Origin of the sequence: Micromonospora sp. M71_S20 (assembly GCF_003664255.1) — a bacterium.
Classification (GTDB): Bacteria; Actinomycetota; Actinomycetes; order Mycobacteriales; family Micromonosporaceae; genus Micromonospora.
On the sequence record NZ_RCCV01000001.1, the window covers coordinates 836,425 to 850,729 of the forward strand.

The following is a 14,305-nucleotide window of genomic DNA, read 5'->3' on the forward strand; positions in this document are numbered from 1 at the left end:
GCCCGGGTCACGGGTCAGGCGGACTCCAGCAGCAGCGAGATGCCCTGCCCCACGCCGACGCACATGGTGGCCAGCGCCCGGCGCCCGCCCCGGCGGCGCAGCTCCAGCGCGGCCGTCAGCGCCAGCCGGGCGCCGCTGGCGCCGAGCGGGTGCCCGAGCGCGATCGCCCCACCGTTCGGGTTGACGTGCTCGGCGTCGGTCGGCAGGCCCAGCTCGCGCAGCACCGCGACGGACTGCGCGGCGAACGCCTCGTTCAGCTCGATCACGTCGACCGCGTCGAGGCCGAGGCCGAGGCGGTCGAGCAGCTTCCGGGTGGCCGGCACCGGCCCGACGCCCATCACCCGCGGGGGTACGCCGGCCGCGGCGGCGCCGGCGACCCGGGCCAGCGGGGTGAGGCCGTAGCGGGCCACGGCCGCCTCCGAGGCGACCAGCAGCGCCACCGCGCCGTCGTTGACGCCCGACGAGTTGCCGGCGGTCACCGTGCCGCCCTCGCGGAACGGGGTGGGCAGCGCGGCGAGCTTCTCCAGCGAGGTCTCCCGGGGGTGCTCGTCGACCTCGACGAGCTTGGTCTCGCGCCGCCCCGCCGGCACGGTCACCGGCACGATCTCCTCGGCGAACCGGCCGTCGGCCTGCGCCTTCGCGGCCCGCTGCTGCGACCGGTACGCGAACTCGTCCTGCTCGGCGCGGCCGACGCCGTACTCCGTGGCGACGTTCTCCGCCGTCTCCGGCATGGAGTCGATGCCCCACTGCTTCTTCATCAGCGGGTTGACCAGCCGCCAGCCGATGGTGGTGTCGTAGACCTCGGCGGTGCGGGAGAACGGGGTGGTCGCCTTCGGCAACACGAACGGGGCACGGCTCATGCTCTCCACCCCGCCGGCCACCACGAGGTCGGCCTCGCCGGCGACGACGGAGCGGGCCGCGGTGGCGAGGGCGTCCAGGCCGGAGCCGCAGAGCCGGTTGACCGTGCTGCCGGGCACCTCCTCGGGCAACCCGCCGAGCAGCGCCGCCATCCGGGCCACGTTGCGGTTGTCCTCGCCGGCCTGGTTGGCGCAGCCCAGGATCACGTCGTCCACCCGCGACCAGTCCACCGACGGGTGCCGGGCGACCAGCTCGCGGATCACGTGCGCGGCCAGGTCGTCGGGTCGGACGCCGGCGAGGGCGCCGGCGTACCGGCCGATCGGGGTGCGGACACCGGCCACCAGGTATGCCACGGTCATCAGCGCGATCCTTCGGGGGGTGGGAAGGGGCGGGGGGCGGGCGGTTCCGGGTCGCGGGGACGCCCGGCCGCCAGGATATCCGCGCGCGCAGCGGATAGGTTGGCGGCATGGCCCGGGCCCAGTTCAGCGCAGAGACCAGCGGCGGTGGCGAGTTCGTCCGCCAGCCCAACCGGTTCACCGGTCGGGTCACCCCGGACTCCGACTCGCCGCCCGGTGGCGGGCCGGACGCGCAGGGCCGGTGGCCGCTGGAGCCGGGCCGCTACCGGCTGGTCTGGTGCCGGGCCTGCCCGTGGGCGCACCGGGCCCGGATCGTCCGCGGCCTGCTCGGCCTGGAGGACGCGATCTCCCTTGGCACGGTCGACCCGATCCGCGACGAACGCGGCTGGCGGTTCGCCCTCGACCCCGACGGCTTCGACCCGGTGCTCGGCATCGGCTTCCTCTCCGAGGCCTACCTCGCCACCGATCCCGACTACACCGGGCGGGTCACCGTGCCGGCGCTGGTCGACACGCGCACCGGCCGGGTGGTCACGAACGACTATCCGCAGCTCACCCTGGATCTGTCCACCGAGTGGCGCAGCCTGCACCGGCCCGGGGCGCCCGACCTCTACCCGGAGGCGCTGCGGCCGGAGCTGGACGCCCTGATGGCGGAGATCCACCGGGACGTCAACAACGGGGTCTACCGGTGCGGCTTCGCCACCTCGCAGGCCGCGTACGACGAGGCGTACACGGCGCTGTTCGCCCGGCTCGACGCGCTGTCGGAACGGCTGGCGGACCGGCGCTACCTGATGGGCGACGCGATCACCGAGGCCGACGTGCGGCTGTTCACCACCCTGGTCCGCTTCGACGTGGCGTACCACGGTCACTTCAAGTGCAACCGGCAGAAGCTCACCGAGCTGCCGGTGCTCTGGGCGTACGCGCGGGACCTGTTCCAGACCCCGGGCTTCGGCGAGACGGTCGACTTCGACCACATCAAGCGGCACTACTACGGCACCCATGCGGCGATCAACCCGACGGGGATAGTCCCGCTGGGCCCCGACACCTCCGGCTGGACCACGCCGCACGGGCGTGGCTGAGCCGCGCCGGGCCGGCCCGCGTACCGCCCCGCCCCGGGCCGCCGCCGCGTCGGCCTCCGCCGCCTGCGTCGTCGGGGGCGCCCTCGCGGTGACCGTCGCCGTGGTCGCCGGTCCCGGGCCGGGCCTGACGGGGTACGTCAGCGAGGCGGGCGTCACCGACAGCGCGTACGCCCCGGCGTACCGGATCGGGGTCTTCGCCCTGGCGGCCGGGTTGCTGCTGCTCGCGACGGCGCTGCCCCCGGTGCTGCGGGCGGCGGCCGGGCTGCTCGCGGCCGGGAGCGTCCTCGCGCTGGTCTCCGGGGCGGTGACGTGCAGCGCCGGCTGCCCGCTGCCGCCGTTCGAACGGGCGACCGCGGCGGATCTGGTGCACGGCGCGGCGAGCATCCTCGCGGTGGCCGCGGTGGTCCTCGCGATGCTGGCGGTCACGCTCACCCGGGCGGCGCCGTCGGCGCTGCGCCGGCTGGCCGCGGCGGCCGTGGCGGTGGCCCTGCCGCTGGCGGGCGCCACGGCCGTGACCCTGGTCTTCGTGGGGCGCGGCGGCCTGATCGCGGTCCTGGAGCGGCTGCTGCTGCTGGTGGCCGTCCTGTGGGGTACGGCCTCCGCGACCGCCGTCGCCCTCCGCAGGTGACCGCGGGCACCTGTGCCGCCGGGGATGGGGGAACGGTCCCTTCTTGCACCTGCTGTAAGGAGCGTCACCGCGGAGACTCCTTCCGCAGCATCGACGGCCGGCGTTACCCTCGGCGGCGATGACCAACGTCTGGCACCTGACCGTGCGCCTGTATGTCGACCTCCGACTGCAGGCCAGCGGCGTCTGTCCGGCGCAGCCGCTCTCCTGACGCTGCCCGTTCCGACCACCAGACCCTGGGACACACCCTGATGGCTTCCGCCCTGCGCAAGATTCCCTTCTCCGTGCAGATCCTGCTCGGCCTCGTCCTCGGCGTGGCGCTCGGCTTCCTCGCCCGCGCCAACGACCTCAGCTGGCTCACCAGCACCCTCGACACCGTCGGCGGCCTCTTCGTCCAGCTGCTCAAGCTGGCCGTTCCGCCGCTGGTCTTCACCGCCATCGTGGTCAGCGTGGTCAGCCTGCGCGGGGTGGCCAACGCCGCCCGGCTGGCCCTGAAGACCCTGCTCTGGTTCGGCGTCACCGCGCTGATCGCGGTGGGCGTCGGCATCGGGCTCGGTGTGCTGACCGACCCGGGCCGCGGCGTCACCCTCGACACCGCCGGCGCCAGCGCGCCCACGAGGACCGGCTCGTGGACCGACTTCCTCACCGGCATCGTGCCGACCAACCCGGTCGGCGCGTTCGTCGACGGCAACGTGCTCCAGATCGTCTTCCTGGCCCTCGTCGTCGGCGCGGCGGCGCTGCTGGTCGGCGAACCCGCGGAGCCGTTCGTGGCGATCAACCGCGCGCTGCTGGAGATCGTCCAGAAGGCGCTGTGGTGGGTCATCCGGCTCGCCCCGATCGGCACCCTCGGCCTGATCGGCAACGCCGTCGCCTCGTACGGCTGGGACCTGGTGGCCCCGCTCGCCAAGTTCACCACCGCCGTCTACGTCGGCTGCGCGATCGTGCTGTTCGTGGTCTACCCGCTGCTGCTGGTGGGCGCCGGCCGGCTCAACCCGCTGCGCTTCTTCGCCGGCGCCTGGCCCGCCATCGAGCTGGCCTTCGTGTCCCGCTCCTCGGTGGGCACGATGCCGGTGACCCAGCGCTCGGTCGAGCGCCTCGGCGTCCCCCGCGAGTACGCCTCCTTCGCGGTGCCGTTCGGCGCCACCACGAAGATGGACGGCTGCGCGGCGGTCTACCCGGCGCTGGCCGCGATCTTCGTCGCCCAGGTCTTCGGAATGGACCTCGGGATCACCGACTACCTGCTGATCGCCTTCGTCTCGGTGGTCGGTTCGGCGGCCACCGCCGGCCTGACCGGCGCGATCGTGATGCTCACCCTGACGCTGAGCACGCTGGGCCTGCCGCTGGCCGGCGCCGGCCTGCTGCTGGCGATCGACCCGATCCTGGACATGATCCGCACCGCCACCAACGTCGCCGGCCAGGCGCTGGTGCCGACCATCGTCGCCGCCCGCGAGGGCACCCTGGACCGGGCCGCGTACGACTCGGCGGGCCGGCGCTCGCCGCTCGCCCCGGCGGACGCCGACGCCGACGGCCCGCGCCGCTCGGAGGAGCTGAGCCCCGTCCCGGCCTGAGCCGCCCGAAACGCTCGCGGGCGCCCGGGGCGGGCCTGGACCGCTCCGGGCGTTCGCGGCGAGCCTGCCTGGCGCTGCGGCGCGCCTGAGCCGCCCGCCCGCGGCCGTGCCCGGCGCGACCCCGACGAGTCGGGAGGGCCCCGCCCCGGGGTCCTCCCCGCGTCCGAGAGGATGACCGCATGAGTGTCCTGTTCACCCCGCTCACCCTGCGCAGCGTGACCCTGCCCAACCGGATCGCCCTGGCGCCGATGTGCCAGTACACCGCCGGCCCGGACGGCCTGCCCACCGACTGGCACCTGGTGCACCTGGGCGCCCGGGCGGTCGGCGGCGCGGGCCTGGTGATGACCGAGGCGACCGCCGTGCTGCCCGAGGGGCGGATCAGCCCGCAGGACACCGGGCTCTGGTCCGGGGCGCACGTCGACGCCTGGCGGCCGGTGACCGCGTTCGTCGCCGCGCACGGCGCGGTGCCGGTCGTGCAGCTCGCGCACGCCGGGTTCAAGGCGTCGACGTACCGGCCGTGGGCGCCCCGGCGGGGCGGGGTGCCCGACGCCGAGGGCGGCTGGACGCCGGTCGGCCCGGGGTCCGCGCCGTTCGTGCCCGACTACCGGGTGCCGACCGCGCTGGATGAGGCGGGCATCGCCGGCGTCGTCGAGGCGTTCGCGGCGGCGGCCGGCCGGGCGGTCGACGCCGGGTTCGCGGGCGTGGAGATCCACGCCGCGCACGGCTACCTGCTGCACGAGTTCCTCTCCCCGCTGACCAACCACCGCGACGACGGCTGGGGCGGCGACCGCTCCGGCCGGATGCGGCTCACCCTGGAGGTGGCGCGGGCGGTCCGCGCGGCGGTCGGCGAGGACGTGCCCGTGCTGACCCGCATCTCGGCCACCGACTGGGAGCCGACGGGCTGGACGGCCGAGGACAGCGTGGTGCTCGCCGGCGAGCTGGCCGCCGCCGGCGTGGACCTGGTCGACTGCTCCTCGGGCGGCGCGTCGGCCACCGCGACCATCCCGGTCGGCCCGGGCTACCAGGTGCCGCTGGCCGCCCGGGTGCGCCGGGAGTCGGGGGTGGCCACCGGTGCCGTCGGCCTGATCGTCGAGCCGGAGCAGGCCGAGGAGATCGTCGCGTCCGGCGACGCCGACCTGGTCCTGCTCGGGCGGGAACTCCTGCGGGACCCGTACTGGCCGCACCGGGCCGCCGCCAAGCTCGGCGCCACCCCCACCTGGCCCGACCAGTACGCCCGCGCCACCTGACCCCACCCGCCACGTCGATCATGAGGTTGGCGGCACGGATGGAGATCGACATCGCCGCCAACCTCATGATCGACGTGGTCGGGGCGGGGCGGGGCGGGGCGGGGCGGGGGACGGGATGGGGCGGGGGCGGGGTGCGGGTTGGTGGGTCAGCCGGCCAGGTGGGACCAGTGGGGTTCCAGGTCGCGCCAGGGGCCCTGGGCGGCGACCGTGCCCGAGCGGAGGACCACGACGTGGTCGGCCCGGACCAGGGCGGCGCGCTTCGAGGTCGAACCCACCACGGTCACGCCGTGCTCGCGTAGCGCCTGCCACAACGCCAGCTCGGTGGTGACGTCCAGCGCCGAGGACACGTCGTCGGCCACCAGCAGCTCGGTACGCGGGGCGAGCGCCCGGGCCAGCGCGAGGCGCTGCAACTGCCCGCCCGAGAGCCGGGTGCCCTTGTGCCCGATCAGCAGCCCGAGCCCACCCCCGGCCGCGGCCAGGTCGTGGTCGAGCTGGGCGGTCGACACCGCCGCCGCGGCGTCCACCTGGTGGCCGAGGGTGATGTTGTCCGCGACCGTGCCGGAGAGCACCCGGGGCAGCTGGCCGACGTAGCCCACCTGGTGCGGGCGCAGGAACAGTTCCGGCTCGGTTACCCGGTCGCCGTTCCAGGTCAGCCGGCCGGTGTGCGGCGCGATGCCGGCCAGCGCCCGCAGCAGCGACGACTTGCCCGAGCCGACCGGGCCGACGACCAGCACCAACTGGCCGCGTTCCACCGTCAGGTCGACGTCGCGTACGGCCACCGTCCCGTCGGTGTGCCGGACGCCGAAGCCGGTCAGCTCCAGCCGGCGCAGCGGGTGCCGGGGCGGCACGACGGGCGCCGGGGCGGTCCCCGCGCCCAGGTCCACCTCCGGCACCGCCGCCGAGTACGCCTCCACTCCGGTCATCGCCACCGTCCGCCGGGTCCACACCCGCGCCGACGGGATCTGCGAGATCAGCGACGCCGTCGTCCAGGCGAACCAGCGGGCGGCGGCCAGGGTGGCGACCGCCACCAGCGTGGCGCCGGCCGACAGCTGCCCGGCCAGGAACAGCGCCCACGCGCCGATCGGCAACAGGCCGCTGACCAGCGACGGGGTCGACCGGGACCAGACCTGCACCGAGATCTCCCGGCGTTGCCGGTCGCTGCGGACCACGTCGAGGTCGGCCAGGTGGGTCAGCACCGGGCGGGTGGCCCCGGCGAGTTTGACCGTACGGGCGGCCGACAGCGAGGAGACCAGCGCGGTGGCGAACGCGGCCCGCGCCGCGACGGTGGCCCGCGCGGAACGTTCCAGCTTGGGGCCGAACAGCGTCGCGGCCAGCCCGGAGACCAGCATCGTGCCCGCGAAGAAGAGCCCGGGCACCACGCTCCCGGTGACGGCGGTCATGGTGACCAGGAGCACGAGCGAGAGCCCCTGGTCCATCACGTTGTCGGCGAGCTGCACCACCCGCTCGGTGTCGCCGCCCTGGGCCACCACCTCGGCCGGCGTGTGCCCGCTGACCCGGCGGGGCCCGGTCTGACCGTGCACCAGGCGCAGGCTGATCCGCAGCATCTGCCGGACCCACCACTGCGGGAACCGCAGGCCGTTGACGTACGGCACCGGCAGGGTCACCAGCAGGCCGAGGACGATCCCCAGCGCCGGCTTCCACGGGTCGCCGGTGCCGTCGACCAGATCGGCCCAGAGCCAGGGCAGCACCGGCCCCTCCAGCCCGAGGAGCACGAGCAGCAGGAACAGCGAGAGCGAGGCGAGTCCGTACCGCGCGTCGTTGACGCACAGCCGCAGGATCTCCCGCAGCCCCCGTAGCCCACGCAGGGCCGGCTCCCCGGCCTCCCCGGACGTGCCCGTTCCATCGCCGGCCGACCCGACCGGCGGCACGGCCGACGACTCCGTCGGGGTCACGGTGGACGACCCGTCCGGAGGCGCGCCGGCCAGGAGCGCGACCGGCGGCACGGCCGGGGGCGCGGCCGGCGGGAGGGCCTCGTCCGCGCCGGCGGGCGGCCACGGGTCCGACGGGCCGGTCAGCAGGTCCACCCCGCCGGAGCGACCCGGCGCCGCGTGGGCGTACGCGGTGGCGTGGCTGGTGGCGAGCAGCTCGGCGAAGCGTTCCGAGGAGTGCAGCGGCCCGGCCTCGACGACCGCGCCGTCGGCCATCACCACCACCTCGTCACAGCGGCGTACGGAGGAGAGGCGGTGCGCGATGACGATGCCGATCCGGTCGCGCAACAGCCGTTCGGTGGCCTGCTGCACCCGTGCCTCGGTCACCGGGTCGAGGCGGGCGGTGGCCTCGTCGAGGATCACCACGTGCGGATCGCGCACCAGGATCCGGGCGAAGGCGACCAGCTGCTCCTGGCCCGCCGAGAGCACGTGGCCGCCGTCGCCCAGCCGGGTGTCCAGGCCGGCGGGCAGCTCGGCGATCCAGCCGCCCAGCCCCAGCTCGCGCAGTGCCCGGGCGGCGGCGTCGAGCAGGTTCGGATCGAACAGCGCGACGTTCTCGGCGAGGGTGCCGGCGAGGATCTCGGTGCGCTGGGGCACCACGGCGATCCACCGGCGCAGCGCCTCGACGTCGAGGTCGCACACGTCGTCGCCGGCCAGGAAGACCGTCCCGGGCGGCACATCGACGGCCCGGGTGAGCACCTTGGCCAGTGTCGACTTGCCGGAGCCGGTCCGGCCGACCAGGGCGTACGAGCGGCCCCGCGTGAAGGTCAGGTCGACGTCGCGCAGCGCGGGCCCGCGCCCGTCGTCGGCACCCGCGTAGCGGAAGGTGAGGCCCCGCACCACCAGGTCCCCCTCGGCCGGGGCGGCCCCGCCCTCGGGTTCCTGGGGGGAGTTCGCCAGCAGCTGCACCCGTCCCCACGCGCCGAGGGCGTACTGGAGTTCGGGGACCATCCGGCTGACGTGCTCGACGGTCATGCCGAAGCCGACGACGAGCAGCCAGATCGCGGTGAGGCGGGCGCCGTCGATGCGGCCGCTGACCAGCGCCCACGCGCCGCCGAGCACCACGGCCGCGATGCCGGCCCGGATCACGCCGGCGGCCACGGTGGTGACCTGGGCGGACATCCGCCACACGCGCACCCCGCGACTGAGCACCTCGGCGGCCCGGCGGGCGTAGAGGCGCAGCACGTACGGCCGGGCGAGGCTGGTGCGCACGTCGTCCTGGCCGTGGATGGCCTCCTCCATCACGGCGGCGAGGTCCGACCAGGCCTCCTCCTCGGCCATCCGGGCCGGACCGATCCGCGCGGTGGGCTTGCGCAGGCCGACGGCCAGCAGCACGGTGAGCAGCAGCATCCCGACGCCGGCCGGCCACCACACCGCGAGGGCGACGGCGGTCGACAGCACGCCCGCGGCCAGCCCCTGCGCGATCCGTACGCCCTGGTTGCGCACCGCGGCGGCGACCTGGTAGACGTCGCCGTCGATGCGGTCGAGCAGCTCGCCGACCGGGGTGGTCTCCAGGGTGGGCAGGTCCTGCCCGAGCGCGACCCGACACAGCCGGCGCCGCACGTCGGCGGACCAGTCGGCCGTCAGCCCGGCCATCAGCAGGCTCACCGCGAGGTCGGTCAGGACTGCGGCGACCAGCGCCACGGCGAGCAGTGCGAAGAACCCGGCGGCGCGGTGCACCAGGACGGGGCCAGCCAGCGCGGCGGCGGCGGCCTGGCCGCCGGCACCGAGCACGATCAGGCAGGTCACGATCGTCATTCGGCGGGGCGAGGTGGCCCACATGTCCCGGAGCAGACGCATGACGGAGTCCCTTCGGGCAGAACGGGGCGGAGCATCCAGCCTGGTCGGTGGGGCCGGCCGGCTCAACGCATTTACCCGCCGTTCACCTGGCCGGAGGCCGGTGGCGTGGGCCGCGCCGGCAGGGGGCCGCCCCGGGGACGCCGCGGCCGGTGGCGTGGCCGGTGGCGTGGCCGCGCTGACAAGGGGGCCGCCCCGCGCGGACGCCGCGCGGGACGGCTCAGAAGAGCACGGTGGCGAGCGTGCCGACCGGGCGGAATCCGCAGCGCTCGTAGACCCGGCGGGCCGGCAGGTTGAAGTCGTTGACGTAGAGGCTGACGGTCGGGGCGACCCGCAGCAGCGCGTCGCGCACCACCGCCGCCATCGCCGCCGACGCGATGCCCCGGCCCCGCCAGTCGGGCGCCACCCAGACGCCCTGCACCTGGGCGGTCCGGCGGGTCACCACCGCCAGCTCGGCCTTGAACACCACCTGGCCGTCGACGAACCGGGCGTACGCCCGCCCGGTCCGGACCAGGTCGGTGACCCGCCGCCGGTAGCCGCGCCCGCCGTCGTCGGCGAGCGGCGAGACGCCCACCTCCTCGGTGTACATCGCCACCGCCGCCGGGAAGAGCCGGTCGACCTCGCTGGCGCGCACCCGCCGCACCTCCGGGTCCGCCCGCAGCGCCGGCAGCGCGTCGGTCGCCAGCAACGGCTGGTTGGGGCGTACGTCCCGGGCCGGCCCCCAGACGGCGGAGAGGCGGTCCCAGAGCCCGAGCACCGCGTCGGCCCGGCCCACGATCGACGAGCAGAGCCGCTCCTCGCCGGCGAGCAGGTCGGCGTAGGCGGCGACGGCCGGCTCGGTGGCGAGCACGGGGGTGAGGTTGCCGCCGAGCCAGCAGATCGACTCCAGGTTGCGGCGGCTGCCGTAGCCCAGCACCCGCCCCTCGGCGCGCCACCAGGCCAGGCCACGCGCCGTGATCCGCTCGGCGACCTGCGCGCCCGCGAACGGGTCGAGGTCGAGCAGCCGCTCGACCGCGCGGCGCTCCGACTCCCCCAGTTGCCGTACCGGCACCGTCAGCACGGATACCAGCCTGCCAGATCCGCCCGGTGCCGCGCGGGCCGAGTGACGAGTGGGACCACGACACCGTGACCGCCCGGCCGGCGGCGCGACGGGTCAGTGCACGGTGACGGTGGCACCGGGGAGCAGGCTGCGCAGCTCCTCGGGCAGCTCGGCGCCCATCTCGTCGGCGATGCGCAGCGCCTCCTCGATCAGGGTCTCCACGATCTGCGCCTCGGGCACGGTCTTGACCACCTTGCCCTTGACGAAGATCTGGCCCTTGCCGTTGCCGGAGGCGACCCCGAGGTCGGCCTCGCGGGCCTCGCCCGGACCGTTCACGACGCAGCCCATCACCGCGACCCGCAGCGGCACCGGCAGCCCCTCCAGGCCGGCGGTGACCTCCTCGGCCAGCTTGTAGACGTCGACCTGGGCGCGACCGCAGGACGGGCAGGAGACGATCTCCAGGCCCCGCTCGCGCAGCCCGAGCGACTCCAGGATCTGGTTGCCGACCTTGATCTCCTCCACCGGCGGGGCCGACAGCGAGACCCGGATCGTGTCGCCGATCCCCTCGGCCAGCAGCGCGCCGAAGGCGACCGCCGACTTGATGGTGCCCTGGAAGGCCGGGCCGGCCTCGGTGACGCCCAGGTGCAGCGGGTAGTCGCACTTCTCGGCGAGCTGGCGGTACGCCCGGATCATCACCACCGGGTCGTTGTGCTTGACCGAGATCTTGATGTCGCGGAAGCCGTGCTCCTCGAACAGCGAGCACTCCCACAGCGCCGACTCGACCAGCGCCTCGGCGGTGGCCTTGCCGTACTTGGCGAGCAGCCGCTTGTCGAGCGAGCCGGCGTTGACGCCGATCCGGATCGGCACGCCCGCGTCGCCGGCCGCCTTGGCGATCTCCTTGACCTTGTCGTCGAACTGACGGATGTTGCCCGGGTTGACCCGGACCGCCGCGCAGCCGGCGTCGATCGCGGCGAAGACGTACTTCGGCTGGAAGTGGATGTCGGCGATCACCGGGATCTGCGACTTCTTCGCGATCGCCGGCAGCGCCTCCACGTCGTCCTGGCTGGGCACGGCGACCCGGACGATCTGGCAGCCGGACGCGGTCAGCTCGGCGATCTGCTGGAGTGTGGCGTTGACGTCGGAGGTGAGGGTGGTGGTCATCGACTGCACCGACACCGGCGCGCCCCCGCCGACCGGCACCGAGCCGACCATGATCTGGCGGCTGAGCCGACGCGGGGCGAGCGGCGGGGGCGGCACGGAGGGGATACCGAGACTGACAGCGGTCACTTCAGGCACTCACCTTGAGAAGAGCGTGATCGGGTTGACGACGTCCGCGGTGATGGTCAGCAGCGTGAACACGCCACCGACCAGGATCACCGCGTACGTCAGGGGCATGAGCTTGAGGTAGTCGACGCGGCCGGGGTCGGCGCGGCCGATCCGGGCGTAGAGCCAGGAGCGGGCCCGCTCGAACCAGGCAATCGCGATGTGCCCGCCGTCGAGCGGCAGCAGCGGCAGCAGGTTGAACACGCCGATGAAGAAGTTCAGCGAGACGAAGAGCATGAAGAACAGCAGCCAGGCGTTGTTCTCCACCGCCTCGCCGCCGAGCCGGCTGGCGCCGACCACGCTGATCGGGGTGTCGATGTCCCGCTCGCCGCCGGTGATCGCCGTCCAGAGGGCCGGGACCTTCTGCGGGATGCGCTTCATCGCCTCGAAGGTGTTGACGGCCATGTCGCCGGTGAAGTCGGCGGTCGCGCCGAACGCGCCGACCGGCCCGTACGTCACCCGGGTCGGGGTGCTGGGGACGAGGCCGACGCCGAGCGCGGCGACCGCGGTGACCTGGCCCTTCGGGTCGTCGAGCGGGGGCCGCTGGGTCTGCGCGAGCACCGTGCTGGCCGTGGCCGGCTGGCCGTCGCGGACGTACGCGATCTGCGCCGTGTCGCCCGGCTTGAGGCTGCGCAGGGTGGTGAGCAGCTGGCCGTAGTCGTTGATCGGCGTGCCGTTGATGGCGGTGATCCGGTCGCCGTCGCGCAGCTGCGCCTGGGCGGCGGGGCTGGCGGGGTCGGCGGTGGTGCACTCGCGCAGCGTGTTCTCCGGGACCACGCACTTCGACAGCGCGATGACCGCCGGCTCCTTGCGGATCTCGGCCTCGGTGCTCGGGAACTCCGGGTTGGGCAGGCCGGCGGAGACCGCGATGATCCAGAGGGCGATCAGGGCGAGGGCGAAGTGGGTGATCGAGCCGGCGGACATCACGATCGTCCGCTTCCACACCGGGAACCGCCACATCGCGCGCGGCTCGTCGGCCGGGTCGACGTCGTCGTCCTGGGGGGTCATCCCGACGATCTTGCAGAAGCCGCCGAGCGGGATGCCCTTGATGCCGTACTCCGTCTCGCCCCGCTTGAAGGACCAGAGCGTGGGGCCGAAGCCGACGAAGTAGCGGGTGACCTTCATGCCGAAGGCCTTGGCGGTGAGCATGTGCCCCGCCTCGTGCAGGCTCACCGAGATGAGGATCGCGAGGGCGAAGAGCACCACCCCGAGCAGGTACGCCATCAAGCTCCTTCCACCGAACCCGCGATGATGATCTCCTGCGCGTGCGCGCGCGCCCACGACTCCGCCGCGAGCACGTCCTCGACGGTACCCGGTTCGTCGAAATCGGGAGCGTCCTCCAGCACCCGCCGGAGGGTGTCGACGATGCCGAGGAAGGGCAGTCGGCCGGCCACGAACGCGGCCACGCACTCCTCGTTCGCCGCGTTGTAGATCGCCGGCCGGCAGCGGCCGGCCTCGCCGGCGGCCTTGGCCAGCGCGACCGCCGGGAACGCCTCGTCGTCCAGCGGCGCGAACTCCCAGGTGTGGGCCTTCGTCCAGTCGACCGCGGCGGCGGCGTCGGCGACCCGGTCGGGCCAGCCGAGGCCGAGCGCGATCGGCAGCCGCATGTCCGGCGGGCTGGCCTGGGCGAGGGTGGACCCGTCGGTGAACTCGACCATCGAGTGGATCACCGACTGCGGGTGCACCATCACGGCGATGTCGGCGTACGGCACGTCGAAGAGCTCGTGCGCCTCGATCACCTCCAGCGCCTTGTTGACCATCGTGGCGGAGTTGATCGTGACGACCGGCCCCATGTTCCAGGTCGGGTGCGCCAGCGCCTGCTCGGGCGTGACCTGTGTCAACTCGTCGCGCCGCTTGCCCCGGAACGGGCCGCCGCTGGCGGTGACGACCAGCCGCCGCACCTCGCCCCGGGTGCCGCCGCGCAGGCACTGGGCCAGCGCCGAGTGCTCCGAGTCGACCGGCACGATCTGCTCCGGCCGCGTCACCGCGGCCTTCACGAGAGAGCCGCCGGCCACGAGCGACTCCTTGTTGGCCAGCGCGAGCGTACGCCCGGCGCGCAGCGCGGCCAGCGTCGGCGCGAGCCCGAGCGAGCCGACCACGCCGTTGAGCACGACGTCGCAGGGCCACTGCGCCAGCTCGGTCATCGCGTCCGGGCCGGCCACGATCTTGGGAAGCTTGAAGTCCCCGCTGCTCCATCCGCGCCGGCTCGCCTCGGCGTAGAACGCGAGCTGGAGATCCTGCGCGGCGGACGCCTTCGCCACGCCGACCGCGTCGACGCGCAGTTCGAGGGCCTGGGCGGCGAGCAACTCGACGTTGCCGCCACCGGCGCCGAGCGCGACCACCCGGAACCAGTCCGGGTTACGCCGCACGATGTCGATGGCCTGTGTGCCGACCGAACCGGTGGAGCCGAGCAGGACGAGTTCCCGGAGCGAAGTCACCGGGCCATTCTTCCCCACCACCGCTGTGC

10 protein-coding genes are annotated in these 14,305 nt (G+C 74.5%); 4 read left to right on the forward strand and 6 right to left on the reverse strand.

Annotation, left to right across the window (positions count from 1 at the left end; all coding sequences use genetic code 11):
- Positions 1-14: 14 nt before the first annotated feature.
- On the reverse strand, positions 15-1,217 hold the full coding sequence (gene pcaF, locus DER29_RS03890) for a 3-oxoadipyl-CoA thiolase (RefSeq protein ID WP_121396065.1): 1,203 nt from the start codon (positions 1,215-1,217) through the stop codon (positions 15-17).
- A gap of 107 nt (positions 1,218-1,324) precedes the next feature.
- Here pcaF and DER29_RS03895 point away from each other — a divergent pair, with 107 nt between their 5' ends.
- The 4 genes from DER29_RS03895 (at position 1,325) to DER29_RS03910 (ending at position 5,730) form a co-directional block, all read left to right on the forward strand.
- A complete protein-coding gene (locus DER29_RS03895; RefSeq protein ID WP_121396066.1) occupies positions 1,325-2,290 on the forward strand; it encodes a glutathione S-transferase family protein in 966 nt (321 codons plus the stop codon).
- On the forward strand, positions 2,283-2,918 hold the full coding sequence (locus DER29_RS03900; RefSeq protein WP_121396067.1) for a DUF998 domain-containing protein: 636 nt from the start codon (positions 2,283-2,285) through the stop codon (positions 2,916-2,918). Before DER29_RS03895 ends, DER29_RS03900 begins: the two co-directional genes overlap by 8 nt.
- Before the next feature lie 260 nt (positions 2,919-3,178).
- Positions 3,179-4,483 (forward strand): dicarboxylate/amino acid:cation symporter, encoded by a 1,305-nt coding sequence (locus tag DER29_RS03905; RefSeq protein WP_199729398.1) that lies wholly within the window; start codon positions 3,179-3,181, stop codon positions 4,481-4,483.
- Between the two features lie 179 nt (positions 4,484-4,662).
- Complete coding sequence (locus tag DER29_RS03910) at positions 4,663-5,730, forward strand: NADH:flavin oxidoreductase/NADH oxidase (protein WP_121396069.1); 1,068 nt, start codon at positions 4,663-4,665, stop codon at positions 5,728-5,730.
- A gap of 146 nt (positions 5,731-5,876) precedes the next feature.
- Here DER29_RS03910 and DER29_RS03915 read toward each other — a convergent pair whose 3' ends face one another.
- The 5 genes from DER29_RS03915 to dxr form a co-directional block, all read right to left on the reverse strand.
- Positions 5,877-9,479 carry an ABC transporter ATP-binding protein/permease gene (locus DER29_RS03915; protein WP_121396070.1) on the reverse strand — a complete coding sequence of 1,201 codons (3,603 nt, stop codon included), beginning with the start codon at positions 9,477-9,479 and terminating at the stop codon, positions 5,877-5,879.
- A 217-nt stretch (positions 9,480-9,696) separates the two neighbouring features.
- Positions 9,697-10,536: a DUF4081 domain-containing GNAT family N-acetyltransferase gene (locus DER29_RS03920; RefSeq protein ID WP_121396071.1), complete on the reverse strand. Its 840-nt coding sequence runs from the start codon at positions 10,534-10,536 to the stop codon at positions 9,697-9,699.
- A gap of 93 nt (positions 10,537-10,629) precedes the next feature.
- Positions 10,630-11,802, reverse strand: a complete 1,173-nt coding sequence (ispG, locus tag DER29_RS03925) for a flavodoxin-dependent (E)-4-hydroxy-3-methylbut-2-enyl-diphosphate synthase (RefSeq protein WP_121396072.1) — start codon at positions 11,800-11,802, stop codon at positions 10,630-10,632.
- 9 nt (positions 11,803-11,811) lie between these two features.
- Positions 11,812-13,062 carry an RIP metalloprotease gene (locus DER29_RS03930; RefSeq protein WP_121396073.1) on the reverse strand — a complete coding sequence of 417 codons (1,251 nt, stop codon included), beginning with the start codon at positions 13,060-13,062 and terminating at the stop codon, positions 11,812-11,814.
- A complete protein-coding gene (dxr, locus tag DER29_RS03935; protein ID WP_121396074.1) occupies positions 13,062-14,276 on the reverse strand; it encodes a 1-deoxy-D-xylulose-5-phosphate reductoisomerase in 1,215 nt (404 codons plus the stop codon). The genes DER29_RS03930 and dxr overlap by 1 nt, the downstream gene beginning before the upstream one ends.
- Positions 14,277-14,305 lie beyond the last annotated feature (29 nt).

Excerpts from the sequence above, each read along its gene's own strand:
- DER29_RS03910 (WP_121396069.1), top strand. The coding sequence starts at position 4,663 with ATGAGTGTCCTGTTCACCCCGCTCACCCTGCGCAGCGTGACCCTGCCC.
- pcaF (WP_121396065.1), bottom strand. The coding sequence starts at position 1,217 with ATGACCGTGGCATACCTGGTGGCCGGTGTCCGCACCCCGATCGGCCGG.
- DER29_RS03930 (WP_121396073.1), bottom strand. The coding sequence starts at position 13,062 with ATGGCGTACCTGCTCGGGGTGGTGCTCTTCGCCCTCGCGATCCTCATC.
- DER29_RS03895 (WP_121396066.1), top strand. The coding sequence starts at position 1,325 with ATGGCCCGGGCCCAGTTCAGCGCAGAGACCAGCGGCGGTGGCGAGTTC.
- DER29_RS03915 (WP_121396070.1), bottom strand. The coding sequence starts at position 9,479 with ATGCGTCTGCTCCGGGACATGTGGGCCACCTCGCCCCGCCGAATGACG.